General features: G+C 43.1%; 19 protein-coding genes and 1 tRNA gene. 10 read left to right on the forward strand and 10 right to left on the reverse strand.

The annotated features are described in order from the left end of the window. The first annotated feature begins 1,497 nt into the window (after window positions 1-1,497). The 3 genes from pckA (at window position 1,498) to AM228_RS30020 (ending at window position 5,675) form a co-directional block, all read left to right on the forward strand. Window positions 1,498-3,258 carry a phosphoenolpyruvate carboxykinase (ATP) gene (gene pckA / locus AM228_RS20700; protein WP_054468806.1) on the forward strand — a complete coding sequence of 587 codons (1,761 nt, stop codon included), beginning with the start codon at window positions 1,498-1,500 and terminating at the stop codon, window positions 3,256-3,258. Window positions 3,259-3,592: 334 nt separating this feature from the next. Then, window positions 3,593-4,621, forward strand: coding sequence for a type I glyceraldehyde-3-phosphate dehydrogenase (gap, locus tag AM228_RS20705; protein ID WP_054468808.1), 1,029 nt, complete (start codon window positions 3,593-3,595; stop codon window positions 4,619-4,621). A gap of 373 nt (window positions 4,622-4,994) precedes the next feature. After that, window positions 4,995-5,675, forward strand: a complete 681-nt coding sequence (locus AM228_RS30020; protein ID WP_072160875.1) for a DUF6714 family protein — start codon at window positions 4,995-4,997, stop codon at window positions 5,673-5,675. A gap of 140 nt (window positions 5,676-5,815) precedes the next feature. Here the strand turns inward: AM228_RS30020 and AM228_RS20715 are convergent, their stop codons facing one another. Continuing rightward, entirely contained in the window at window positions 5,816-6,250 is a 435-nt protein-coding gene (locus tag AM228_RS20715) for a hypothetical protein (RefSeq protein WP_054468810.1), read from the reverse strand. A gap of 168 nt (window positions 6,251-6,418) precedes the next feature. Further along, window positions 6,419-8,770, reverse strand: coding sequence for a TRAFs-binding domain-containing protein (locus AM228_RS31160; RefSeq protein ID WP_082348980.1), 2,352 nt, complete (start codon window positions 8,768-8,770; stop codon window positions 6,419-6,421). A 292-nt stretch (window positions 8,771-9,062) separates the two neighbouring features. Here AM228_RS31160 and AM228_RS20725 point away from each other — a divergent pair, with 292 nt between their 5' ends. Further along, on the forward strand, window positions 9,063-10,061 hold the full coding sequence (locus AM228_RS20725; RefSeq protein ID WP_054468813.1) for an NAD(P)/FAD-dependent oxidoreductase: 999 nt from the start codon (window positions 9,063-9,065) through the stop codon (window positions 10,059-10,061). 102 nt (window positions 10,062-10,163) lie between these two features. Here AM228_RS20725 and chlP read toward each other — a convergent pair whose 3' ends face one another. The 5 genes from chlP to AM228_RS20750 form a co-directional block, all read right to left on the reverse strand. Further along, a complete protein-coding gene (gene chlP, locus AM228_RS20730) occupies window positions 10,164-11,384 on the reverse strand; it encodes a geranylgeranyl reductase (protein ID WP_054468815.1) in 1,221 nt (406 codons plus the stop codon). A 320-nt stretch (window positions 11,385-11,704) separates the two neighbouring features. Then, window positions 11,705-11,778: transfer RNA gene (locus tag AM228_RS20735), tRNA-Pro, on the reverse strand. A gap of 49 nt (window positions 11,779-11,827) precedes the next feature. Then, window positions 11,828-12,193 carry a DUF1818 family protein gene (locus AM228_RS20740; protein ID WP_054468817.1) on the reverse strand — a complete coding sequence of 122 codons (366 nt, stop codon included), beginning with the start codon at window positions 12,191-12,193 and terminating at the stop codon, window positions 11,828-11,830. A gap of 154 nt (window positions 12,194-12,347) precedes the next feature. Further along, window positions 12,348-12,575, reverse strand: a complete 228-nt coding sequence (locus AM228_RS20745) for a DNA-directed RNA polymerase subunit omega (RefSeq protein WP_054468819.1) — start codon at window positions 12,573-12,575, stop codon at window positions 12,348-12,350. A 604-nt stretch (window positions 12,576-13,179) separates the two neighbouring features. Next, on the reverse strand, window positions 13,180-14,466 hold the full coding sequence (locus AM228_RS20750) for an LCP family protein (protein ID WP_054468821.1): 1,287 nt from the start codon (window positions 14,464-14,466) through the stop codon (window positions 13,180-13,182). 122 nt (window positions 14,467-14,588) lie between these two features. Between AM228_RS20750 and AM228_RS20755 the strand changes: the two genes are divergently transcribed. Continuing rightward, the gene (locus tag AM228_RS20755; protein WP_054468823.1) at window positions 14,589-15,638 is read left to right on the forward strand and encodes a mannose-1-phosphate guanylyltransferase; all 1,050 of its coding nucleotides are present in this window, start codon (window positions 14,589-14,591) and stop codon (window positions 15,636-15,638) included. Between the two features lie 158 nt (window positions 15,639-15,796). Beyond that, window positions 15,797-16,204: a phosphomannose isomerase type II C-terminal cupin domain gene (locus tag AM228_RS20760; RefSeq protein WP_054468839.1), complete on the forward strand. Its 408-nt coding sequence runs from the start codon at window positions 15,797-15,799 to the stop codon at window positions 16,202-16,204. Between the two features lie 308 nt (window positions 16,205-16,512). On the opposite strand, the gene AM228_RS34405 is transcribed toward AM228_RS20760, so the two are convergent. Continuing rightward, the gene (locus AM228_RS34405) at window positions 16,513-16,671 is read right to left on the reverse strand and encodes a hypothetical protein (RefSeq protein ID WP_190878757.1); all 159 of its coding nucleotides are present in this window, start codon (window positions 16,669-16,671) and stop codon (window positions 16,513-16,515) included. 987 nt (window positions 16,672-17,658) lie between these two features. Between AM228_RS34405 and AM228_RS35535 the strand changes: the two genes are divergently transcribed. Both AM228_RS35535 and AM228_RS35540 read left to right on the forward strand, forming a co-directional pair. Further along, the gene (locus tag AM228_RS35535) at window positions 17,659-17,946 is read left to right on the forward strand and encodes a hypothetical protein (RefSeq protein WP_054468827.1); all 288 of its coding nucleotides are present in this window, start codon (window positions 17,659-17,661) and stop codon (window positions 17,944-17,946) included. Window positions 17,947-18,402: 456 nt separating this feature from the next. After that, window positions 18,403-19,038, forward strand: a complete 636-nt coding sequence (locus tag AM228_RS35540; RefSeq protein WP_231636887.1) for a hypothetical protein — start codon at window positions 18,403-18,405, stop codon at window positions 19,036-19,038. Between the two features lie 217 nt (window positions 19,039-19,255). On the opposite strand, the gene AM228_RS20780 is transcribed toward AM228_RS35540, so the two are convergent. Then, a complete protein-coding gene (locus tag AM228_RS20780; RefSeq protein ID WP_054468830.1) occupies window positions 19,256-20,071 on the reverse strand; it encodes a TlyA family RNA methyltransferase in 816 nt (271 codons plus the stop codon). A 292-nt stretch (window positions 20,072-20,363) separates the two neighbouring features. Here AM228_RS20780 and AM228_RS20785 point away from each other — a divergent pair, with 292 nt between their 5' ends. Further along, window positions 20,364-20,564, forward strand: a complete 201-nt coding sequence (locus AM228_RS20785; protein ID WP_054468833.1) for a hypothetical protein — start codon at window positions 20,364-20,366, stop codon at window positions 20,562-20,564. Window positions 20,565-20,815: 251 nt separating this feature from the next. On the opposite strand, the gene apcB is transcribed toward AM228_RS20785, so the two are convergent. Beyond that, entirely contained in the window at window positions 20,816-21,325 is a 510-nt protein-coding gene (apcB, locus tag AM228_RS20790) for an allophycocyanin subunit beta (RefSeq protein WP_054468835.1), read from the reverse strand. Between the two features lie 772 nt (window positions 21,326-22,097). Between apcB and glnA the strand changes: the two genes are divergently transcribed. After that, a complete protein-coding gene (glnA, locus tag AM228_RS20795; protein ID WP_054468837.1) occupies window positions 22,098-23,519 on the forward strand; it encodes a type I glutamate--ammonia ligase in 1,422 nt (473 codons plus the stop codon). Window positions 23,520-23,896: the final 377 nt, after the last annotated feature.

A 23,896-nucleotide genomic window follows, 5' to 3' on the forward strand; every position in this document is an offset into this window, starting at 1 on the left:
TTTGAAGTTTTGAGGCAAAAATAATCACAAGGTGGCAAAACACGGGAAAAACTATCCGCCAATTAGTCTTAAACAGGAACCTGACAATTTTATTCAGGCGATCGATCTCCCATTTCCCTTGCCTCCATGAACGAATGAGCAAAAATTGAGCCTCCGGGATTTCGCGGACAAAATATTCTGGATGATTTTGGATTCACACTGAGGCTTCTCCAGCTAGACAGACCAAAAATTTAGCCAAACATGTAGCCAAACATTAGGGTAAACATTAGATTAAACATTAGGCTAAACATTAGATTAAACATTAGGCTAAACATTAGATTAAACATTAGACAAAACATTGCCGAGAAGCCTACCGGGAATATTGGCCGGTTAATGTCCGCTGTCGATCGCCCGCTATGGTCAGAGGATTTAGTGCTTCATATGATGTGAGAAGACCACCGATAGATTCACATATATATGTGATTCGGCTAATAATTGGTTTAATAGACAATTCTGGCTTTCATAACGGATCGATCCCCCCCAACCGATAGCGGATCCATCGCCACTCTGCTTTTTAGCATTTTGCCAGAATTGTCTAATGACTGAGGAAATACTCAGGAAATAATGACTGAACCCATGATGACAATCCTTTGCTCTTGATAATTGTCTAATAAATTGTCTAGTAAATTGTCTAGTGATTTGATTAAGAAATATAAACCCGATTGGTCTTGACTAAATATCGGTGATTCAGAAAATTAAGTGATGAAATATTGACATAAAAACTTAGGTGGTTGACCACCAAAGCCCATAATGGTTTTACCAGGCAAAAACTCCCCAGGAAAAATTGTCCAAATTGCCATAGTATGATGACATATCACCGTTGACTAAGTTGGCCGGATACTTGTAATATATTTTAATATAAAATACTAAAAAGTCGTGTACAATACTAAGTATCAATAAAAGACAAGTAAATATCTCAGGACAACATATAAAACCGCAGAGGGATATATCCCCCATCAATCCTCAAACCAAGGAAGATCGGCAAGCTCTGCTCTCCTAGTCAAATCAGCGATCGCTTCAATGTTTCGTCAATCACCAGCTAAATATCCTGAGAGAGTAAAACTCAAAGGCTGGGAGCAGGGGGTTCTTTGTACCTATTTGCCAACAAGTCAAGAATTGATCATAATCGCCAGAAATATCTGACAATTTTTCTTTTCTATCTGTACTAACAGCATTGATGGATTCAGCGATGCAAATAGACAGATACTTGTTCAGGGTAAGGTTGTGAAACTTTCGTCGGATTTTCCAGACAGTTACACAACCAATAAATCAGGTTTTCCCAACAAATTTTCCCAAAAAATGCTTACATCTCCATTGATTGCTAACGAGGTTAACAGGCGATCGAGGCAGCAATTAAGTGAGAATAGCAGGAATCAATCAGGCCAAGTGACTCAATTAACCGAAAATTGACCTCGCGGATAATTGAGCGAATTAATCTCTATGAATGAGGAACATATTATGAGTAGTCAAAATGACACACCAGTGGCAACCCAAGCCCCAGAAAAATCAGACAACACCAATGGAAATATTTATCGGAATGTATCAGCATCATCACTAATTTTAAAAACTTTAGCTGACAGAGAATCAGAAATATTGAGTGATGGCAAAGCAGACAATTGGGATCATCACAAAAAAAACACCTATGGACTGGAATCGTTACAACTGAAAAATCTGGGCAATGTTTATCGAAATTTATCGGTTGCCAAACTGATTGAACATTCCCTCGCCCGTGGCGAAGGTGTTTTAGCAGAGAATGGGGCGCTATGTGTCAAAACTGGCAAATATACCGGGCGTTCTCCAGATGATAAGTTCATCGTTGATGAGTCTTCTTGTCACGACGAAGTAGACTGGGGCAAAACCAATGTACCCATCACTGAGAAAAACTTTAATCGGCTCTATCGACGAGTAATTTCCTACGTTCAAGGTCGTGACCTTTATGTCTTTGATGGCTATGTTGGGGCTGATCCTAAATACCGTTTTGGGGTGAGAATTATCAACGAGTACGCCTCCCAAAACTTATTTGCCCATCAACTCTTTATTCGTCCCACCGCAGAAGAACTCAGCACTCATCAAGCAGATTTTACTGTGATTGCCGTTCCTGGTTTACAGGGAGATCCTGAAATTGATGATGGGATTAATTCTGAAGCGTTTATCGTGGTTCATTTTGCCAAGAAATTAGTCATCATTGGTGGTTCTAAATATGCCGGAGAAACCAAGAAATCTATCTTTGGCATGATGAATTATTTTATGACCAAGCAAGATGTGCTGCCCATGCACTGTTCGGCCAATATGGATGAAAACGGCAAAACTGCTCTATTTTTTGGTCTATCCGGTACGGGTAAAACCACTCTGTCCGCTGACCCAAATCGTAAGCTGATTGGGGATGATGAACATGGCTGGTCTCGGGAAGGAATCTTTAACTTTGAGGGCGGTTGCTACGCCAAAACCATTCGCTTATCCCGAGAAAATGAGCCGCAAATCTGGGACGCAATTCGCTTTGGGGCGATGATGGAAAATGTGATTCTCCATGCAGACACTCGGATTCCTGATTATGATAGCGATCGCCTGACGGAAAATACTCGTGTGGGTTATCCTATGGAGTTTATTCCCAATGCGGTGATTCCTGGGGTGGGCGGTCATCCAGATGCAGTGATTTTCCTCACCGCTGATGCCTTTGGGGTGCTGCCCCCGATCGCCAAGTTAACTCCCGAACAAGCAATGTACTATTTTATCTCCGGGTACACCAGCAAGTTAGCAGGGACAGAACGCGGTATTACTGAACCAAAAGCGACATTTTCTGCCTGTTTTGGTAAACCATTCCTGCCCTTGTCCGCCACCGCTTATGCCCAAATGCTGGGCAAACGGCTGGCCGAACAAACTCACGAGGTGGGAGTGTATCTGGTGAATACCGGCTGGTCTGGTGGCCCCTATGGAGTGGGCAAGCGGATTGCGATTAAGCATACCCGGGCGATGATCTCTGCCGCCCTGGATGGGTCACTGAAAAATGTGCAGTTCCGTCCGCACCCGATTTTCAATATCTTAGTGCCGGAATCGGTTCCTGGCGTTCCCGACAGTATGCTCGATCCCAAGAATACCTGGAGCGATCCCGACGCTTACGATCAGCAAGCCAAAAAATTAGCCAGTCTCTTTGTGCAAAACTTTACCCGCTACCCAGAAGCAGCCCCAGAAATTGTTGCCGCAGGCCCGATTGTCGATTAAGAGACAATGAGTTTGATTGATTAGATGAAATCCCCAGCAATCTAGAACTACTGGGGATTTTAAGTCTCTCGATCATGCCCTAGGTGGTGCCCTAGGTGGTGCCCTAGGTGGTGCCCTAGGTGATGGGCAAGGGATGGGCAAGGAATGGGTAAGGGATCCCAGGCTGATGCGCGATCGCCCCCACAAGTGAAAACTTTCTAAAGACCCAAACTCATCACAAATCTACTCTAAAGCTTGACTGGAATTAGCTTTCAGACCCAGATCAAGCGCCAACCCTCCTCAAAGACTCGTTGTATTGTTAATTCTGTGGACTCACAGGAGTTTTGGATAAATTATGGCTACCTTAAAAGTCGGTATCAATGGATTTGGTCGGATCGGACGCTTGGTTTTCCGGGCTGGCATCAACAACCCCAATATTGAATTTGTGGGCATTAACGACCTAGTTCCCCCTGATAACCTGGCTTACTTACTAAAATATGATTCCACTCAGGGCAAATTCTCCGGCACAGTGGAAGCCAAAGAAGATGGGATGATTGTCAATGGCAAATTTATTCCCTGTACCGCCGTTAGAAACCCCGCCGAATTGCCTTGGGGTAAACTGGGCGCGGATTACGTCGTAGAATCTACAGGATTATTTACCAACTACGATGGCGCTGCCAACCATATCACTGCTGGGGCAAAAAGGGTGATTCTGTCTGCACCGACCAAAGATCCAGAGAAAGTGGCAACTTTTTTGGTCGGCGTCAACCATGACAAATTCGATCCGGCAAAAGACACCGTTGTATCTAACGCCAGTTGCACCACAAACTGCTTGGCCCCCATTGCCAAAGTGATTAATGACAAATTTGGTCTGGTGGAAGGACTGATGACCACGGTTCATGCTATGACGGCCACTCAGCCCACCGTTGACGGACCGAGCAAAAAAGACTGGCGCGGTGGTCGTGGGGCCGGACAAAATATTATCCCCGCTTCCACCGGCGCAGCCAAAGCCGTGACTTTGGTGTTGCCAGAACTGAAAGGTAAACTCACCGGGATGGCTTTCCGGGTTCCCACCCCTGACGTTTCCGTGGTCGATTTAACCTTCCGCACCGAAAAAGCCACCAGCTACAAAGAAATTTGCGCGGCTATGAAAGAGGCTTCGGAAACTTCCCTTAAAGGCATTCTGGGTTACACCGAAGATGCTGTGGTGTCTATGGACTTTGTGGGTGATTCTCATTCCAGTATTTTTGATGCTGATGCCGGAATTGAACTCAACTCCCATTTCTTTAAGGTGGTTTCTTGGTATGACAACGAGTGGGGTTATTCCTGCCGGGTGATCGATCTAATGACATCAATGGCTAAGAAAGAAGGAATTTTGAACTAACATTTCTTTTGCATGAAGAAGCCCGGTTTGTTTATAAACCGGGCTTTTTCCCATCCTTACAGCGCTTTTCTTTCTTCCTGAACCACGGTAGGTCCCGCGCATTCCGGCAGTAGGGACCCGCGCATTCCGGTAAATAGCTTATTACTTAAAATATTAACTGGACTGCCGGAATGCGCGGACCCGTACAATCTTGTAGGGGCGAATGGCCATTNNCTACAGGTATTTGTGGTTTACTAAACAGACAATTGCTGTAAGCCTGCCCCCGTGAACACGGGGGCAGCCCCCCGCTTTAGAGAAAAGAGAAGTGAGAAAAGAGAAAAGAGAATTTTCCTCCTCTGCTCCCCCGCCCCTCCGCTCGATTGACGGCCTCCTCATGGATCAAACCCTATATCCCTGTCCTTGCTGTGGCTATCACACTTTAACGGCACCGCCACCAGAAACTTATTCAATTTGTCCGATTTGTTGTTGGGAAGATGATGGAGATATCCAGCGATTATTTGGCGATCGCATTAGTCAATCTAATCAAGTTTCTTTACGACAAGCCCAACGAAACTTTATGGAATTTGGGGCTTGCGAACCAGAATGGTTAGACTGGGTGCGATCGCCTACCCCTGAAGACTTTAGAGATCCAAATTGGCAACCCCTAGATATTATTATTGAACAGCGGCGAATTGCCCTGATTTCTAAAATTACTTTAGCTTTTCAAAACACCGAACTTAAAGGGGGCATTACCATCCATCAAGCCAGGGCATTAGATGACTATGAAGACCCGGAACAGGCTCGCCAAATTGATGCTCATCTCCCCTGGCAGGAAATCCCAGATAAGTGGCTGGAGAATTTCTCGGATGTTTTTGCTTTTATGGATGGCAAAGGATTTCGCTATTATATCCCAGCTTATATGATTTGGTGCTTGAAATATCAACAGTTTGAGAGTAACTCTTACTGGAGTACCATTGACTATTTGAAAAAGCCTCATCACGACCATTTTGATTTTTTTAGTGATGAGCAAATTACTGCGATCGCAGAATTTATTGAACTGATAGATATTACCTAAAAAAATTATATCTCTTGCAAAATACCGGCTTCGATCCCCCCAACCCCCCTTAAAACCGCCAAAGTGATCCGCACCGCAGCATAGCTGCGAACGGCTTTTCAGAATTTTGCAATAAGTCTATTGTTTTGCCTCTTTACCCGTTATAATAATCCCGCTGCTTGACTAATTGCCGAGGCTAATTTATGCGGTTGATCGGTGCCAATCAGAAAATGCTTGCCCGATCGCCGGGTAATTTCTACCGCATCTAAACCGGATACGTTAAACATCCAACCTTTGGGGGTTAACCGAATCCCCCAGCCGTAATACCAAGGATAACGAATGGTTTCCACGGCGGTAATTTCTGCTAAATCAAACTGTTTGCGAACCAACCCAAGCCCAAACCAGCAATAAATTTTAGTTTCAGTAATTTCCACGGTCAAACTGCCAAATAAAATGGTCATCAATATCAGCATAAATGCCGTGAATCCAGCAATTAAAAGAAAACCCTTGAATACTAAGAAAATAATCATGGGTACAATCAAAGCCGCCCCGATTAAAATCATGGTGCCAATTTGGGTATGTTTATAAGTGTTCATCTTTTTACTCCTGCTTATTGGTTATTAGTTTTTGGTTATTTGTTGGGTGGGGATTCTTTGGGTATAGATTCTTTGGTTATGACGTACCCAAGAACGAATAACCAATAACCAATAACCAAAACAAATAACCAATGAATGCTGTTAACCCTCGATTAGAATATGCTCAATTTAATCTGCTTGCCGCCGCCGAACATGATAGGTGGGAAATGTGCCATAGCCTTTAGCTAGGGGAATTTGTCCTACATAATCGCAGGTAAAATCTGTGACTCTTTCCGAGGAAGTCATGGCGGCAAATTCTTGACTGGCGTAAACTTTTCCGGGGGGAGAAATTGGCTCAATTCTCGCTGCATGAGAAACATGAGATCCAATATAATTAATTTGTCCAGTAACCGGATCAATGAGTCGATAAACTGGGCCTGAATGTAAGGCAATGCGTAAATTTAAATCTTTGGGTAGGTTTTTTTCTTCCCAGTTGGTACGGTTGATAAATTCACAGAGTTCTAGGGCAAATAATCCGGCATCTCGGACGGTATTAAAGACAAAATATAGTCCATCGCCCCAGGTGTTTTTCATTACGGGGGCATGGGGCGATCGCTTGATTAAATCGGCAACGGCACCGAGGAAATTTTGCAAAAATGGCAACATTCGATCCTCCGTTAATCGGGAAAATTGCACCACATCGGCAAATAATAAAGCCACGATTTGCCGTTCACAAGATGTCGGTTTCTTGTGCAGAGATTCTTCAATTCGCTTGGCGATCGACCATTCATAGATCCCCGGCTGTTTCAAAGCCAGTGATCTATGAATGGCTGTAATCGGGCTAGAAGATATTTTTTGATCGTAAGATGACAAAATCGCCGTTAAATCAATCACCTCTACTTGATAACCCCATTTTTCCCAGTCTTGAACTACACTGCCAGTCCCCCCAACTCCTCCCGGTTTGCCATCCCATACCGCCAAGGGTACTAAGTCAGTTTCTAACTGTTCTGATCGCATTTTGGCTAACCCATGAAGCAGCCGGTTAGCATATTCATAAACCACGTTGCCATGTTCCAAACATTGGTGCGAAGGCACGATTACTTCTGTGGCTTGTTCCAGTACCCGATGGAAGCGTTTTACCCAATTGCTCCCAGGAATAATATCCACTGATTCTTTAATAAATTGTTCTCGTTCGTAGGGCAAAACTACATGGGCTTCACCTCCCAATTCTAGGATCGCTTCCAGAAATAAAATATCTGCCCCGCAAGCGGCAGAAGCATAACCCAAACGAGCGTCTAATTTTTGGAGGCGATCGCGAATAGCTTGATATACTTCGGTTTCTAATTCTAGGGGAAATCTGGGAGATGGGCGATCGGGTTGGTCAATCATGTGTCCTGTAAATACCGCCACGCGAGGAATGGGCAATAAGTCCCGCATAGTTGCCGATGGCCACCCGGTTTCTGCATATTTTAATAATAAAGTGGCATTGCGTCGAGTAGAACTTAAATCCCCAAAGCGTTTTTCTCCCAACTGGACAGCGCGAGCATACCATTGTTTGGCTTCGGAAAATTGCTGTAAAATTAGACAACTTTCGCCTAAAGTCGCCACCAACCAATAATCATCACTGGTTCTTTGCTGCAACCGTTGTAATTGCGCTAAACAGCGATCGCGCACCTCTTCTGCTAGGGTAAACGCCTCTTTTTTGTCCCCGATTAACATAGCCATTGTTGCGGCGTTAATTCCCGGATAATAACTATCACTACGCTGATAGGCTTCTTTATACCGTTTCGCCGCTAATTTTAACTGTTCTTTTTTCTCTTCTGGATCCGTAGTTTGGAGACCTAAATCTTTATGAGTCCGAGCCAAAAGACTAATGGTTTCTTCATCGTGATGCCCTGATTCTAGCAGTTCCAAGAGCATCGAATTAGCCCGATGAGTGGCACCGCTACGCGCCAAAGCTAAAGCCATTAATTGCTGTAAACGAATATCATTAGGCCATTTTTCTAACCCTTCAGCAATCACATCATAAGCCATTAAAGGCTCACCTAAACGGAGGATTGAATCCCCCAATACTCGATAAATATCGGGAGTTTTCGGATGGAGATGAATAGTTTCTCGTTTTATTTGCAGCAAAGAAAGTAAATTCAACTCAGAGGACTTTTTTAAACTTTCTAAAATTGGCACTAAATTTGTTGTCGGATCGCCGTTATTTTCATTCTGATTGGGGAACCAATTTTGATATGCTGATAAATTAGTGGCATTTCCTTCAATCCGATAGCCTAACGCCAAAAAAGTTTTAATCGCACCTAATGCGGTGCGGCGATCGTATTCTTTCTCCGATTCCGGTAAATCTTCATAAGGAACTAAACAGGGATGTTCTTTTTTGACATCATCCCGTTTTTCTCCATATTTCCAACCATCGGCTAATCGCTGTTGTGACCAAAGTTCGTGGGTGTTTTTCGCTAACAACTCAGTGAGTTTTAGGTGTTCAGTGGTCAGAATCACCTTTTCCGTATCTATGGGTTTTGGCTGGTAATTCAAGATATTTTTCTCCTTTGCCTAAAAAATGATTCAATTGAAGACGGTCACTTTGTGGGAAAATATTTGTTTATATTATATCTATGGTTATATCTATTGTGGCGATTCCCTCGCCCTCAGAAAGCGGATCGCCCTTAACCTTCTTTAATATAGCCGTGAATATAGCCGTGAATCTCTGACATTTTTTCGGGTTCCATATCCCTGGGCTGACTAAAATTTTTAGCAAAAAAATTGTTATTGCCAAAGAATTGCATCTACAATTTTAATTAAACAAATAGATTTCGGAGCATCAGAAATGAAACTCTCTAGTAAAAATCTGGAAACTCGCCTGGACACCCTCTATGATGCCATAGTAGTCGGTGGCGGTATGGGGGGAATTTCTGCCGCCATTTATCTCGCTCGCTATGGTCTGAAATGCCTGATAGTGGAAAAAGGCAAAGGGCGATCTTTTTGGATGCAGGATCTTCGCAACTATGTCGGACTAGATCCTCATACCCCTGGGCGGGATATTTTAAAGGATGGCACCGAACAAGCGATCGCCTGGGGTGCGGATCATCTACGGGGCTATGTAGAAGAAGCGATCGATGAAGGGGAAACCTTTGCCGTCCGGGTGAAAGTGGGCAAAAAAGATCCTACAGGTTCGGTATTTCGCAGCAAATATTTAATCGCCGCTTCCGGGATTATCGATGTGCTGCCCCAACTAGATAATATGCAAAATGTCTATGATTATGCAGGCTACACCCTCCATGTCTGCATGATTTGTGACGGCTTTGATATGTGGGATCAAAAAGCAGTCTTAATTGCCGGGACTGAAGGGCAAATTAATGCCGCATTTGTCCTCAACTGGTTTACTCCTTATATTTCTGTGCTGACTCATGGTTTGTGTTCGGTCAGTGATGCCATGAAGCAGAAACTCGCGGATCATGGCTATCCCCTCTATGAAGCCGCGATCGCCCGCTTTTTAGGCGAAAATCATCAACTCAGTGGCGTCGAACTGGTAGATGGCACCATTGTAGAAGCCACCACAGGTTTAGTCAGCATGGGTTCGATTTACCACAACCAATACCTCAAAGGAATTCAAGGACTAGAGTGGGACGGCGAAAACTTAATCACCAACAATATGGCCCAAACCAGTCATCCGCGAATTTTTGCTTTGGGTGATTTAAAACAAGGACTCAATCAAGTCTCGATCGCCGTCGCCGATGGGACTTTAGCTGCCACTCAAATCTGGCGCAACATTCGGCGGGCTTCTCCTCCCCGTAAATGGGAAGAAAACTTATTAGCCACTCGGTAATTATTAAAAATAAAACCCCCTGCCATCGACAGGGGGGTTGGATCGCGAAATCATTCTGATTCAATATGAGTGCGAGATCGGTGAGTGATGTTCGGCGATGTTTTATGGGGCTAAAGCATTCCCACGGAGTAAGCTACCAATGGTCTTGGCGGTAATCTTTAGCTGCACCAAAGGATTCGCTGGAACCACCGTTTTGTAGAGATAGCTGTCAAAGGTGAGTTTCTGCACATCCATATCCGCGCACATTTCCACGAATGCCTCGCGGGTAGCGTCGGAACGGTAAAACACTCGTTGCAGAATATCCAGCACCAAATAGGTCATGCCATACTGTTTATCCCACTTTTTCAGATAAACTTTCAGGTCATCTTCCGTAGGAATCCGTTGGCCACCATTGGAGGCTTCCACAATGGTTTCCGCACACATCCGGGCTGATTTTGCCGCAAAGTAAATCCCTTCACCGGAAGACTTGGTGACGGTTCCTGCGGCATCACCGACTAAGGCAACCCGACCGACTACGCGACGCGGACGGGGATGTTCGGGGATGGGGTGTGCTTCAACTTTAATAATTTCGCCGCCTTCGAGACGTTTGGCGGCGCGAGCCCGAATTCCGGCCTGGAGTTGTTTAATTTTGGCTTGGTTGACTTTCATGGTGCCGGTTCCTACGGCCACATGGTCATATTTGGGGAATACCCAAGCGTAGAAGTCTGGGGAAACATCGTTGCCCACATACATTTCCGCTAAGTCTTGGTAGTAGGCCATTTTATCTTCCGGCAGCCGAATGCGTTCTTGGAAAGCGATCGCATAATTATATTCACCGGCATCAATGGCTTTAGCCACGCGAGAGTTTGCCCCATCTGCACCAATCACCAAATCCACTGCCAGAGTTTTCTGGACTCCAGTAGCGCTGCCATCGGAATGATCCGCATAGTGCAGCACATAAGGACTGGTATTATTTGTAGGAATTTCCAGCTTATGAACGGTGCCGTTGATTACCGTCGCGCCCAACTTGGCAGCGCGATCGCGCAGGAACCCATCCAGGATTTCCCGACGGCACATCCCAATATATTCATCTGGTTTAACTAAGTGCAGATCCACTTCAATATTAGAAGGCGAAATCATCTTCATATTTCTGACTCGCCGATCCACAATTTCCGGAGGAAGGTCAAACTCACTGACCATACACAGGGGAATCGCGCCGCCACATGGTTTGGCATTGTCTAGCTTGCGCTCAAAGAGGTAAGTTTGAATTCCTGCTTTCACCAATGTTTCCGCAGCGGAAGATCCTGCGGGACCCCCTCCCACAACAGCAACCCGTAGTGCCAAAACTTTTCTCCCAAAACTTTTTCAGTGATCGTATCCGATCCTATCACGGACTGTAGGAGCCGATAATTCTCTCTTGACGAATTTCAATGAAATGCAACAGACTTTAACATTTCTACATAAATTAACAAAATACTTGATGATTATCCTTAGAATTACCCATAGAATCAGGGGTCAACCATAGACTTCTGGCAAAATTTTGGTCAGACTGCAACTTACGAAAATGCTCCAAACCACAAAAAAACCGACTAATTTTTTCCTAGAATTAGTCGGTTTTTTGATTTATTTTCATCCCATGAAACATGGTTCATGGTGTTGCCAAATCGGAGCGGCGGGATTCGAACCCACGACCCCTACCACCCCAAGGTAGTGCGCTACCAAACTGCGCTACGCCCCGTCTTGCCTGTACCATAATAGCACATTATTTTGTCCTGGCAAGGGTTTTTTCAAAAAGTTTTCAGAACTTGTACCGCTTGCAGCAATTCCGGGACAACGGTCTCTGGCCATAAGGCTTCACAGCGTCGCCCGGTATTGAAGATCGCCTGCAAATTATAGGCATGGGGATAGCCTTCTACTTGCATCCAGACTAAATCCGTCTCCGCTTCACAAGCAATTTTTTCTGAGTCCATCAACTCATCGGCCATCACAGTCATGTTTTGGGCTAATTGGATCAGCAAGCGACAAAAATCATCTAATTCCCCCTGAGTCAGTTCGATCGCCCAGTCTTCCGTCCCGACCAAGCCTTGATATTCGGGGGCATCTGGATCCCAGCCAATGCGCCAGCCATTGCCACTTTTGAGTAATTTTGCCATTGTTTTTTGTCAATCAGTCGGCAGAGAAAGGAGTAGGGGTGAACGGCCGTTCACCCCTAGGGCTCCCCGGCAGTTCACCCCTACGGCTCCCCCCTTTCAAAGGGCTGCTTCCTTTGCCCCTTCTTCTCTGGATCATCGCTGATAGTGCCAGCACTTAGTCAGCGATAATTTCTGGTTGATTCAATTCTTCCCACATTTCAACCACCGCTTGGATCACTGGCTTCATCGCCGGTTCGTCCATACTGTCAAAATCTTCTGCCCGCCGACGTTTTGCCCGATTTGCCACTTGGACGGTAATCCGGTAACGATTAGATGAGGCGGCAATCAATTCTTCTGCTTGACGCATCAGTTGATTATTCTGGGAAGGAGGACGGTGATACATATTACTGATAATTGATTGGGATAATCGCGGTTCAAACAGTCTGTCACCAAAAGGACTGACCCATCCGTCTTTAATGGTCTGCGGACAATGTCCACCGACATTTAAGATAGAGGGACTAAAGGCTTAATTTGAGTAAACCCTGACAAATTCAACCTTTATTTTAAGCGCAGAAATTCTTTGTCCAGGTTAGGGACAATCCAGAATCTCAACCTTTTGGGTCAACCTGTCTGCAACACCTATATTTATTATACTGCTTATGATACTGCGATCGGATTTTTTTCTAGATTTTTCTGGACTTAAGTAATTTTAATTTTTTTGATAAATTTTTTTGAATCGTCCTGATGATTTGCTGAATTTAAAAAAATCAGCTAACTGGCGAGGCACTCAAAAGCACCCAAAACCAGGCTAAAGCACTCACTAAGCCAACGGTAAATAAATATTTACTAAACATTAATATTTTTTTTGATGATTGTTTTTCATGTTTTTTTCCAATCAGTAAAGGGCATATTTCAATTTTTTACCTATATTTAAACGCTGATTTATCATTATATTTTTGCTTAATTAAAAATATGAATTAATCAATCGCCTCTGGGTATAAAAAAAATTACTTTTTTCGTTCAATCATAAATCGTTGATTCACATCTAAACCTACTCTAATGGTAATATCAGAATTAATATCTCCAATTGAACTGGCTTCAACTTTGCCCACGGTCAATAAATTTTGCAGCCATTCTGCTTCTTGAATATTGCCTTTTTGCGCGATAATCAGACTTTGACGTTGGGCGATCGCCCAGGGTTCAATTTCATAAACGTTTTTAAATCCTTGGGATTTTAGATATTGGGCTAATTTCTCACTGTCTTTGTGGTGATCTGTAGCATTTTGAATCGCAATTTTAATCGTTTTAGGAACGGGGCGATTTTCTGCAAAGTTTACGGGTTTATCCTGAAAATGTTCTTGAATAATTTGCTGTCGAATACCCGCATCAACCAACCAATCGCCACTTGCATCCTTGGGGGAATTACTAAATTTACCGGGCAGCATCAGCATTTTTAACTGCGGGGGCTGGTCTTGAACGATAAAATTGACTAAAGTCAGCATTTCTTCCGTGGTCAGGTTGGTGTCAATGTACTGTCGAAAAATTGAAATTATTTGAGGCCAAGCGCTGATTAAGGCTGGATTATAAATCCTTTGACGCAATGCCCCTAATAACGATTGTTGTCTTTGAATGCGCCTAATATCTCCTAATTCATCACTTCTAAATCGGGCAAATTGCATCGCTTGATTGCCATTAATGGTTTGCCAACCGGGAGATAAATTAATGGTTAATTGGCCGGTGATATCTGTATAAGACATGGCAGCGGGAACAAATATTTCTACCCCGCCAAGTAAATCAACTAATTCACTTAAAGCGCTAGTGCGAATTCTCACATAGCGATCGATGGGAATATAGTTAAAGTTAAGACTGACTACTCGTGACGCTAAGGCCGCACCCCCGATCGCATTTGCTTGATTAATTTTCCCGTAGCCATGTTCGGGAATTTTGACTAAAGTATCGCGAGGAATCCATAAAAGTGTAATAGAATAATTAGCGGGATCGCAGCGGAGTAAAATCATCGTATCACTGCGACCGGAAAACATATCGGCTGCGGGGAATTCCCCAGATGCTGAAGCAGGAATTACCGGATCGACTCCCATGATCAAAAGATTGATTGGTCGCGAGAGTTGATATTGCTTAAATCCTGGGGTTAATTTATTTTTGGGATAAAAATAGGATTCTAATGGCAGTGGGGGAAAATTGGGTCGCAATAAAGCGGCAACCCCGCCAAGAGTGGCGGCGGTGATGGCGATCAGTGAACCAGTAAAGCCCCAGTAGATTAGCCGTGCTACCATCTCAATGAATGATTTCGGAAGAATGAGTATTTTTGTCGGATCTGCATTCTAGACGCATTCTATCTGCATCCTAAAATAAGCACACCACATATATCACATATATAATGATAAACCACACAGTAATGATACCTGTGATTCTGGCGGGAGGAAAAGGGGAACGCTTCTGGCCCCTCAGCCGCCAGCAACGACCGAAGCAGTTTTTAAGCTTAGATGGCAGTGGCCGATCGCTGTTACAAGCTACCGCCGATCGCTTATTAGATATTAGTGGCGGTTGGCAAAATTTATGGGTAGTCTCGCGGGGTGATTTAATCGACGCTTTGCGAGAACAGTTGCCGGACTTGCCACCGGAAAATTTACTCCTAGAACCGGAAGGACGAGACACCGCCCCAGCAGTGGCTTGGAGTACCTGGGAAATTGTCCAACGTTATGGGGAAGATGCGGCGATCGGGTTCTTCCCCGCAGACCATTGGATTGACAAACCAGAGGTTTTTGAGCAAACTTTAACCGCTGCCAGTGAGTTAGCCAGAGAAAAACGGGCGATCGTCACCTTGGGGGTCAAACCGGGTTATGCCGCCACCGGCTACGGCTATATTGAACAAGGAGAAGCCGTAGGAGAATTTGGTGGGTTGCCCGCTTACCAGGTCAGCCGGTTTACAGAAAAACCGGATCTGGCTACTGCTGAGGAGTTTTTGGCCACGGGTCGGTTTAGCTGGAATAGTGGGATGTTTATTTTCCGAGGAGGCGTGGTTCTCGACGAACTAAGGCAATATGCCCCAGAAATTGTCAACCCGATCGCATCCATTGGGGTGGCTGGTTATGGGGAAGTTCCCAAAAAGAGTATTGACTATGCTCTGATGGAAAAGACTAAACTGGCTTATGTCTTACCCGTGGATTTTGGTTGGGATGATTTGGGGGACTGGAATGCGATCGCCCGCTTACTTCAAGGGGACAAACCCAATGTAGAACTAGCCCAACATTTGGGACTTGATACCACCGGGTCTTTATTCTATGCCACTGGGGAGGACGATCTAATTGTCACCATTGGACTAGAAGATATGGTGGTGGTGCGCGATGGTAAAGTCACCCTAATCGTCAAAAAAGACCGCACCCAAGAAATCAAGCAAGTTCTGAAAAAACTGCAAGACCATCCTAAATTTAGTCAAGAATGTTAATTGTTGATTGTTAATTGTTGATTGTTGTTTGTTGTTTGTTATTTGTTGATTGTTATTTGTCGATCCAACCAAGAACCAAAGAATCCCTACCCAATAACCAACAACCAACAACCAATAACCAACAACTAACAACCAACAAAAAATTATCGGAGAAAATAATGAGCAACGAAATCAAAGAAAGTCAACAAGATCCCATCCCCACCACCCAAGCAGCAGAGGGAGAAACCGAATCTAAATATTGGGGCGCAGTTACAGTCTTAGAAACCGGATCCCGTTATCGGATTAGTCGGGTAGAAGTCAAACCCGGACATCGGATGATGACCCAAGTTCACTATCATCGCAGTGAACATTGGATCGTAGTTTCTGGTACAGCTAAAGTCGTTTGTAACAACAAAGAAACTTTGGTTATGCCCAACCAGTCCACCTATGTACCTTCTTGCACTCCCCACCATGTAGAAAATCCGGGGGTTATTCCTCTGGTGATGATTGAAGTCCAAAATGGTGACTATTTAGGCGATGATGACACCGTTCGCTTATCGGACGAAGAAGCCGTAACCTGGAAATAGTATGATTTATAAACAGGGTTTTTTTGTGCAAAAAAACCCTGTTTTTTTTGTTGATTTTTGTTTTTTGAATAGATAAGTTTTTACCACAGAGAGACAGAGGAAGATGAAACTGCTGTAAGCCTCCGTTTTTAAGGGGGGTTGAGGGGAGCGATCGGCGATGAAAGCTTTGTTGTCTATTGATTAGCGAATCATAAAAATCGCCTTTAATATTCTTGATATAGCGAGTCTAAATCAGTTTGGCAAAAGCATCGTACATTTTCAAATTAGGAGAATTAATTGATCTTTGAAGCAAATCTCCACCAATCTTTTCACTGAACCAAAACTCTTACATCGGTAATGGAAGCGCCTAATTTTTTAACTTGTAGCCAAATTACCTCAACTGTATTTTCTTCCATAAGTCCGAAGAATATCGCAAATAATTGACTAATGTTTTCGCGCTTTTTCGTGATTTTGTAATTTTTTTTCATTTATTCTTCGATAGCTGGCACCGTCTCAAATTAAGCGATTCGCGCAGCGATCCGATCAAAGCGGAATCGCCTATCTTACTACCAGAAAAGCGATCGCACCCTTAACCCTTAAAATTCTCTTACCAATAATGGTAATTAGTGATAAGTGTAAAAGCGAAGAATCTTTGATATACTTCGCTTCACTACGTTACGTTCAGTATGACATTTGAAACGTTTTGACTTTCGCAAGAGGTCTAATCACTAAAAGACTGAGTGTAAACGGTAATATTGCCACCCATGTCAGCCTGGAAAAAAGGTTTAAAAACACCATTAACAGGAAATTGTGAATTCATATCTCCCCAGTAGTTACCATCTTATGTATGAGCATGGAAATAGATGTATCGGTTACTAATTCTTGCATTTTCACCCAAGACGAATATTTTTTGACCTGGTTCAATTTGCCAATATCCATCAGTGATCCACTGTGTTGGTTCTTCACCAACCATACAAGCTTCGCCACCATCATGTGTTGAACATTCCTCACGAACACCTTCCTTGCCATCACGACGAGAATGAACAGCAACCCAGATAGTTTGGCTTGACTTGTTATATAGATATACATCAAAAAAGTCACTTCCTGGAATAACTTCTGGAAGAACTTCATCTGGAATGATGTCACAATCATCATTCCATACATCAATACGCTTGAGTAGAAGCTTGATTAATAATAAAACTACTACTAAGCAAACCTAAACAAAGACCACTAACTAATGCCGTTTATTTAACTATTTTAATAATTTTTTTAACACTAAATTTACCTCTTTTAACAAATTATTTTCAATTAAAATATACGTCTTAATTATACACAATAAGCAATCTTGATTACCATAAAGCCGTATTTTATCGTCTAAATTGTTAATAAAATTTTAGAATAATGTCCTAGATTATCGTAAAATATCGTAGGACAATAAAGTTTAATGAATAAAAACCTTAGTGTTAATGAGTTCTATGACTATTACAGAAATTTTACAAATAACCGATCGCTTAATTTTATCCCAAACAGGAAAACACTTAAATGATTTACAAGAAACAGTCATTAAAGGAGCATGGCAAGGTCAAACCTATCAAGTTATAGCAGAGGAGTGTCAGCATAGTGAAAGTAGAATTAGAGATGTAGGTTATGAGTTATGGAACCTTTTATCTAAAGCATTAGGTGAAGATATAAAAAAGAATAATTTTTGTTCTACTTTTGAAAAATTAAATATTGAATCATACCCAAACTCATCCCCAAAATAATTCTTAAATCATGTTATTATAAATAGCAATAATAAGAATAATTTTTGTCATACACAAGCTTTAAGGCGACTAAATAAACAAGAACAAGAAAATATTATCAAGAATAAATTAAGTTATCTCGATTTAACCTTAGCGCCTAAAGTAATCAAATTTTCTAACAGACAAACTGAATTACAAACCCTTTCTAACTGGATATTTAATCAAAATACTCCTTTAATCTCGGTTTTAGGATTATCAGGAATTGGCAAAACTGTTTTAGTTAGAAGATTTATTGATTTAAACTTAGATAGCTTTCAAGTAATTATTTGGAAAAATCTTGAATTAACTCCCTCCTTAAATCAAGTTATCACCGAAATATTAACCACAGTTGAAACTCCAGAAAATTTTAAAAAATCGCCGGTTCGCCAGTTATTAAATTTCTTAAAATAAAAGCGATGTTTAATCATTATTGATGATGTGCAGCATATCTTTACTCCGGGACAATTCGCTGGACAATATCAAGCTGAATATAAAGATTATCAAAATTTCTTCACCACGATCGCTGAAACAGAGCATCAAAGTAATATTATATTGATCGGTCAAGAAAAATGTGCTGAGATGCAATGTTTAGACGATCGCCTATATCCCGTTAAAGCTTTAGAATTATTAGGCTTATATGACATTAATATTTTAGACAACACAGGTTTAAATAATCAAGATAGTTGGTTAAAATTAATTCAGCTTTATGAAGGTAATCCCACTTACTTAAAAGATATTGCCAGTTTACTTCAAGATATTTATGATGGTGATGCAGCAGATTTTTTAGCAGAAACTAGCTTAGTTGCTACTCAAAAAATGCAACTTTATTTTTACAATTTATTTAACCGTATATCACCAATTAAACAGGAAATAATCTTAGAATTAAGTAAATTTGATCAACCTAGGTCTAGAGAAGAATTAAAAGGAAATTTAGCTTTGTCTTCAGTGGATTTTGTTAATGGTTTACAATCTTTACAATACAGATATATAGTCACAAAAATTAAGCCGGATAAAACTTTGTTTAAATTGTCTCCAGTATTTAGTGAATATGTGAGAAACTACTGTAAAGATTGATTAGACTTCTGGCAAAACTCATTCAAAGCCCCCAACCCCCCTTAGTCCAATGTCGAAGGTATCGGCGCCTTCTGAGCCGATCGCACCTATAATAATAGACAAGAATGCTTTCCCAACCCAAAAAGCCGATCGCAGTTTTAAGGGGGGTTGGGGAGTAAGCGAGAATATTGCTAACAAACCGGGTTTTTTTCAAAAAAAGCCGGTTTCTCATTTCTGCTCACTTTTTCACATTTTGTTGGGCCGCTTTAGTGATTTCTTTAATCGCCCCTAAGTCCGGCGCCGGGGTTTCACTATCCATTGCCAACCAGAGTAAATACTCAATATTACCCGCAGGTCCGGCGATCGGCGACCAAATTAAGCCGCGATATTGCCAGCCAAATTCTTGGGCAGCTTGTAACACTTGAAAAATTGCTGACCCTTGGTCGTCCGGATCCCTGACTACCCCATTTTTCCCCACCCGCGATCGCCCCACCTCAAACTGTGGCTTGACCAACCAAACCACTTCTCTCGGTGGTTGCAACAATTCCCAAAGGGCTGGCATAACTTTGGTTAAAGAAATAAAGGAAACATCTACCACCCCCAAGTCCGGCAATTCTGGGCGATCGCCATATAACTCATCCCTGGTCAAGTGGCGGATATTCGTGCGTTCCCGCAACACCACACGGGGATCGTTCCGCAAACCCCAATCCACCTGACCATAACCCACATCAATGCCATACACTAACCGGGCGCCCGCTTGCAGCAAACAATCGGTAAAACCGCCAGTAGAAATGCCCCCATCCAAACAAATCCGATTTGCTACAGTTATGGGATAAACCGCCAAAGCTTTGGCTAGTTTTTCGCCCCCTCTGGAAACGTAGGGCGATCGCTCTTTTACCTCGATTTTTGCATCAATTTTCACCTCGGTGCCTGGTTTATCAATTACCTGGCGATCCACCATCACCTCCCCAGCGCGGATCAGCCTTTGAGCTTGTTGCCGAGAAGAGCAGAGGTTGAATTCTACTAATAATGTGTCGAGTCGTTGTTTCGCCATACTTCAAATCATCCTTATGCTTGTTCATCTCACCAAAACCAGCGATTCGCGCAGCGATCCCGAAAGGGAATCGCCCCTGAAATCTTACCAAAACAAAACCGGAGCTTTCATCATCCTTTCTCCGTAAAAACTCGGTAAAAACTTGCAGCGCTCTCTCTCACTAAAATCAGTGTCACAAATCACAAAAAATCGTGATTATCATCACATCTTTTTGATAAAAATTAACAGACAATAAAAATATAAAGACAAAAAATCAGTAAAATTACTGTTGACTTATACCAGGGAATGTGCTATGTCTACCGTCAAATACCGAGCGGATGCAGTTGTTGCATCCGATGAAAATCCGCCTATGGCGATCGTCAGTGGAGAAAGCATCTACATCGTCTATCCCACAGGAACCGTTTCAGCCATTAAAAAATCTTTAACCGATTGCCTAAAAATAAAAGAACTGCTTGCTCATTGCGACTTCTGGGGCGATCTGGCAATTTTCTAACTTAGTCAAAAAAATTTAGCCATAAATTAGCCATAAAAATACCAATAAAAAATAACGGTGTAGCGTTTACTGTGACAAACAACTCACCGTCGAGTTAATTCACCACAGCAGCCGCCACACCGATGATGGAAACCGATAATTGAAACTAACGCAAGGCAATCAATCATCAAAGGATAGAAATTTTGCCACCACCAGAGAGGCAAAATTTAACAGATCCAGGCGATCGCATTTCCTCCACGCAAATCTCACAATTAAACATCTGTTTCAGCCAATTCCCGGATCATATGATCGAAAGGCTGATCCAACCAATCACCGGGCTGAATTCCCGCTGCTTCTACAGTCCCTTTCACCATATCCTTGAGAATCCCAATCCCCACCACCGTCGGGCCAATGGGTACACTCAAGGAATTATAGGTTTCCCGTAACCCTTGGAGGACGCGCTCATCCAGCACATCGGTGCTACCAGCAACCAGGGCATAAGTGGCATAGCGCAGGTAATAGTCCATATCCCGCAAGCACGCAGCATAGCGACGAGTCGTATAAGCATTACCACCAGGACGAATCAGTTCCGGTAGATCGGAAAATAACTGAGAACCGGCTTGCTTCACCAGGGCAGCCGCATTGGCGTTAATCACCGTCGCCGCTTGGACTCGTGTGCTGCCAGTTTCAAAATAGGATTTCAGTTGATCGATCGCATTCCGATCCAGGTAACGACCTGTCACATCATAATTTTTAATTAGACTTGTTACTGCGTCCCGCATTAAATTCTTCTCCCAAAATTATCAACAAAAGAGTTACGATTTGTAACTCAATCCATACCTTATGATTACCCGCTGTCAGCGCCATATCTGACCACCCAGAGTTATTTACCCAAAGAATAGGTAATAAAACTTAGCAAAGTTAAGGATCCGAGAGAATCCCGATTTATGTGCTTGGGTCATCAGAAATACAGTAGACAATAGTTTACTACAAATCGATTCCCGGAAAAATGCCTAACTTGAGTGGCGTTTATGCATTTAGTTTCTCGAACTCGCCAACATTCCCTGAGCCTTATCGGAGGCTTGAGGAGATTTCTTAATCTTTTCTCTATGTACCCATAAGGAAATCTGTGATTAAATCCAATCAACGTTGTAAAGCTGTTGTACGGATCGGGGAACAAATTTGTAACAATGGATACAGAAATTCTCAAAGCTTGTTCTAATCTGATGCAGGGATCATCGAAACCAAAAATGAACTGAAAGGCGGCAGTTGCCCTATACGAGCGATCTCCTAAAGCACCAAATTTAGGATCTGGGAATGATACACAGCCAAGTTGCGTTATGTGACCACAAAAATGACTTATAGACATTCTGTACACATATTCAGTACAACAGCAGCTAGATAGAATATCTGATTCCGTTGTTTGACAGGAGTAGTTGAGATCGAAATCTAGCTTAATACACTACGGATCTATCTAATGGTAAAAAACACCGCCTTTGCTCACTTACTCCTGAATAGGGAGTCAAACCTCACTGAAGATACAGGGATTTAGCTATGCCTGAGACGCCTCAAGAAGTCTTAAACCTAATTCGCGAACAAAACATTAAAATTATCGATCTTAAGTTTATCGATATGCCAGGAATCTGGCAACATTGCTCGTTTTACAAAGATTTGATTGACGAAGATGCTTTCACCGAAGGCGTGGCCTTTGATGGATCCAGTATCCGGGGTTGGAAAGCAATCAACGAATCCGATATGTCAATGGTTCCCGATCCGACAACAGCTTGGATCGACCCATTCTATGCCGAACCAACTCTGAGCATGATTTGCAGTATCAAAGAGCCTCGGACTGGCGAATGGTACAGTCGCTGCCCCCGCACCATTGCTCAGAAGGCTTATGATTATCTGCTTTCTACCGGGATTGGTGATACTGCTTTCTTTGGCCCGGAAGCGGAGTTTTTCCTCTTTGACAGTGTTCGCTTTGACCAAACCGAGAACAAAGCTTTTTACTACGTTGATAGCGTAGAAGGGCGTTGGAACTCTGGGAAAGAAGAAGAAGGTGGCAACCTGGGCTACAAGCCTCGCTACAAAGAAGGCTATTTCCCAGTGGCACCGACCGATACTCAGCAAGATATTCGGACGGAAATGCTGCTCACGATGGCCAAATGCGGCGTTCCCATTGAGAAGCATCACCATGAAGTGGCTACTGGCGGCCAAAACGAATTAGGGATTAAGTTTGCCCCATTAGTCCAAGCCGCTGACTATTTAATGACTTATAAATATGTCATTAAGAACGTGGCCAAGAAATATGGCAAGACCGTGACATTCATGCCCAAGCCTTTGTTTAACGATAATGGTTCGGGGATGCACACTCACCAGTCGATTTGGAAAGCAGGCACACCTTTGTTCTGGGGCGATGGTTATGCCAACTTGAGCAAAACTGCTCTGCACTACGTCGGTGGTATCCTGAAGCACGCTCCCGCATTGTTGGCCATTACCAACCCGACGACGAATTCCTACAAGCGCTTGGTGCCTGGTTTTGAAGCTCCAGTGAACTTGGCTTATTCTAAAGGCAACCGTTCGGCGGCGGTGCGGATCCCTCTGTCTGGCAGTAATCCCAAGGCGAAACGGTTTGAGTTCCGTTGTCCTGATGCCACTTCTAATCCTTACCTGGCTTTTGCGGCCATGCTTTGTGCGGGGATTGATGGGATTCAGAATGAGATCGATCCTGGGGAGCCTTTAGATGTGGATATCTATGACCTCAGCCCTGAAGAATTGGCGAAAATCCCCTCTACTCCAGGTTCTCTGCTCGATGCCCTGAAAGCCCTGGAAGAAGATCACGAGTTCTTGACCCGGACTGGGGTATTTACGGAAGATATGATTACGACTTGGATTGAGTACAAGTTGGATAATGAAGTTAACCCCATGCGTCTGCGTCCACACCCCTACGAGTTTGCCCTCTATTACGATGTGTAATTAGAGTGAGAGTCTAATTAGAGTGAGAATGATTGATTGATTGATTGCACCGCCACTTTCATTAGTGGCGGTTTTTTTCTGGTAAATGGTGACTGAAAACGGTTTTTTTGAAAATAGAATAATAGAATAGAATAGACAATTCTGGCAAACAGGACGGATCGATCCCCCCAACCCCCCTTTTTAAGTTATAGTTTAGCCAGATTTGCTTGAGCGCGGGATTCTCACCACCCTAAATATGTGTTAAGTTTCGTAACCACGCTCAAACCCAGGCAGGCTATGCTTTCTCGATTGTTAAGAAATATGTGAGTAAGGCATAGCTTAAAAAGGGGGACGGGAGCGATAATTTTGCCAGAATTGTCTAGGGCGTGTCATCAATT

It is taken from the genome of Planktothricoides sp. SR001 (genome assembly GCF_001276715.1).
Lineage (GTDB): Bacteria > Cyanobacteriota > Cyanobacteriia > Cyanobacteriales > Laspinemataceae > Planktothricoides > Planktothricoides raciborskii.

Coding starts and splice junctions, on each gene's coding strand:
- pckA (WP_054468806.1), top strand. CDS start 1,498: ATGAGTAGTCAAAATGACACACCAGTGGCAACCCAAGCCCCAGAAAAA.
- gap (WP_054468808.1), top strand. CDS start 3,593: ATGGCTACCTTAAAAGTCGGTATCAATGGATTTGGTCGGATCGGACGC.
- AM228_RS30020 (WP_072160875.1), top strand. CDS start 4,995: ATGGATCAAACCCTATATCCCTGTCCTTGCTGTGGCTATCACACTTTA.
- AM228_RS20715 (WP_054468810.1), bottom strand. CDS start 6,250: ATGAACACTTATAAACATACCCAAATTGGCACCATGATTTTAATCGGG.
- AM228_RS20725 (WP_054468813.1), top strand. CDS start 9,063: ATGAAACTCTCTAGTAAAAATCTGGAAACTCGCCTGGACACCCTCTAT.
- AM228_RS20740 (WP_054468817.1), bottom strand. CDS start 12,193: ATGGCAAAATTACTCAAAAGTGGCAATGGCTGGCGCATTGGCTGGGAT.
- AM228_RS20745 (WP_054468819.1), bottom strand. CDS start 12,575: ATGTATCACCGTCCTCCTTCCCAGAATAATCAACTGATGCGTCAAGCA.
- AM228_RS20750 (WP_054468821.1), bottom strand. CDS start 14,466: ATGGTAGCACGGCTAATCTACTGGGGCTTTACTGGTTCACTGATCGCC.
- AM228_RS20755 (WP_054468823.1), top strand. CDS start 14,589: ATGATACCTGTGATTCTGGCGGGAGGAAAAGGGGAACGCTTCTGGCCC.
- AM228_RS20760 (WP_054468839.1), top strand. CDS start 15,797: ATGAGCAACGAAATCAAAGAAAGTCAACAAGATCCCATCCCCACCACC.
- AM228_RS34405 (WP_190878757.1), bottom strand. CDS start 16,671: ATGAAAAAAAATTACAAAATCACGAAAAAGCGCGAAAACATTAGTCAA.
- AM228_RS35535 (WP_054468827.1), top strand. CDS start 17,659: ATGACTATTACAGAAATTTTACAAATAACCGATCGCTTAATTTTATCC.
- AM228_RS20780 (WP_054468830.1), bottom strand. CDS start 20,071: ATGGCGAAACAACGACTCGACACATTATTAGTAGAATTCAACCTCTGC.
- AM228_RS20785 (WP_054468833.1), top strand. CDS start 20,364: ATGTCTACCGTCAAATACCGAGCGGATGCAGTTGTTGCATCCGATGAA.
- apcB (WP_054468835.1), bottom strand. CDS start 21,325: ATGCGGGACGCAGTAACAAGTCTAATTAAAAATTATGATGTGACAGGT.
- glnA (WP_054468837.1), top strand. CDS start 22,098: ATGCCTGAGACGCCTCAAGAAGTCTTAAACCTAATTCGCGAACAAAAC.